Genomic DNA, 1,359 nt, shown 5'->3' on the forward strand with positions numbered 1-1,359 from the left:
GGCGTCTGGTCACACGTTGCGCTGGTTCTCGACATACCTCTTGACCACCTCCACAGTGGCGCCGCCGGTCGTGGCGACGAAGTACGAGTTGGTCCACAGGGTCGGCATCCGGGACTTGAGGTGCGGGAACTCCTGGCGCAGCAGACGGGAGGATCGACCCTTGATCTGCTTGACCAGGCGGTGGACGCCGTACTGCGGGTCCACGACCACGAGCAGGTGCACGTGGTCGGGCATCGTCTCGATCGCCTCGATCGGTGCGTTCCGCTCGGCGCAAACCTCGCGGATGATCTCTTTGAGCCGCTCGTCCACCTTGCCGCCGATGACCTTGCGCCGGTACTTCGGGCACCAGACGACGTGGTAGTGGCAGCGGTACACGACGTTGTTGTTCGACCTGACCTCGTCCATGCCGAGACTATATAGCTTTGTGGTGTATAGTGTTCGGCGTGGACGAGACAGTGCGTTACACCTATCGCCTGCGGCCCGGCCGCATCGCGCAGGCCGCACTGCTCGACGAGTGGGGCCGGTGCCGGTGGTTGTGGAACGAAGCTGTGCACCAGCAGAAGACCGGCCGCAAGCCGACGTTCGGGAAGCTGTCGAAGCTGCTGACCGAGGCCCGCAGCCGTAATGCCTGGCTGCGCGAGGGATCGCAGGTCGCACAGCAGCAGACACTGCGCACCTATGGTGCCGCCCTGGACCACTCGTTCAAGGTCAAGGGCCGGGGCCGACCGAAGGTCAAGCGGCTCAAGGACTCGCTGCCGACCCTGGAGTACACCACCCGCGGCTTCCGGATCAAAGACGGCCGGCTGTGCCTGCCGGGCAAGGTGACCGTTCCGGTCGTCTGGTCGCGGGAACTGCCGTCCGAGCCGACCAGCGTGCGCGTCTACCAAGACACCCTCGGCCACTGGTACGCCTCGTTCGTGGTCCGCCGTGAGATCACCACCGCACCCGAGTCGGACTCGCCGGGTATCGGCGTCGACTGGGGCGTCAAGACCACCGCCGCCACGACCGACCCGGCGTTCGACCTGCCGCACCTCGGCCATCGCCGCCGGTGCGCCGCCGAGATGGCCAAGGCCCAGCGCAAGATGGCCCGCCGCCGTCGTCCCAAGGGACACGCCCCGTCGAAGGGCTACCAGACCGCAAAGCGGCAGGCCGCCCGGGTCGCGAAGAAGGCCGCCCGACAGAACACCCACGACGCCCGCGTCTGGGCCAAGAACGTCACTGACCACCACGCGCTGATCGCGGTCGAGGACTTCAAGCCGAAATTCCTCGCCCGCACCACGATGGCCCGCAAAGCGGCCGACGCGGCGATCGGCGCATGTAAGAACGAACTGATCGAGCGTGGTACGCGGGCGGGCCGCA

Annotated in this window: 2 protein-coding genes; one reads left to right on the forward strand and one right to left on the reverse strand. The window is 67.0% G+C overall.

Annotated features, from left to right (window positions below):
* Window positions 1–9 precede the first annotated feature (9 nt).
* Window positions 10–405 (reverse strand): IS200/IS605 family transposase, encoded by a 396-nt coding sequence (tnpA, locus tag ACGFIZ_RS34250; protein ID WP_393427458.1) that lies wholly within the window; start codon window positions 403–405, stop codon window positions 10–12.
* A 38-nt stretch (window positions 406–443) separates the two neighbouring features.
* Here tnpA and ACGFIZ_RS34255 point away from each other — a divergent pair.
* A partial coding sequence (locus ACGFIZ_RS34255; RefSeq protein ID WP_393427460.1) for an RNA-guided endonuclease InsQ/TnpB family protein occupies window positions 444–1,359 on the forward strand: 916 nt, incomplete at its 3' end.

The organism is Micromonospora sp. NPDC048830, assembly GCF_043198215.1.
GTDB lineage: Bacteria > Actinomycetota > Actinomycetes > Mycobacteriales > Micromonosporaceae > Micromonospora.

Excerpts from the sequence above, each read along its gene's own strand:
- tnpA (WP_393427458.1), bottom strand. The coding sequence starts at position 405 with ATGGACGAGGTCAGGTCGAACAACAACGTCGTGTACCGCTGCCACTAC.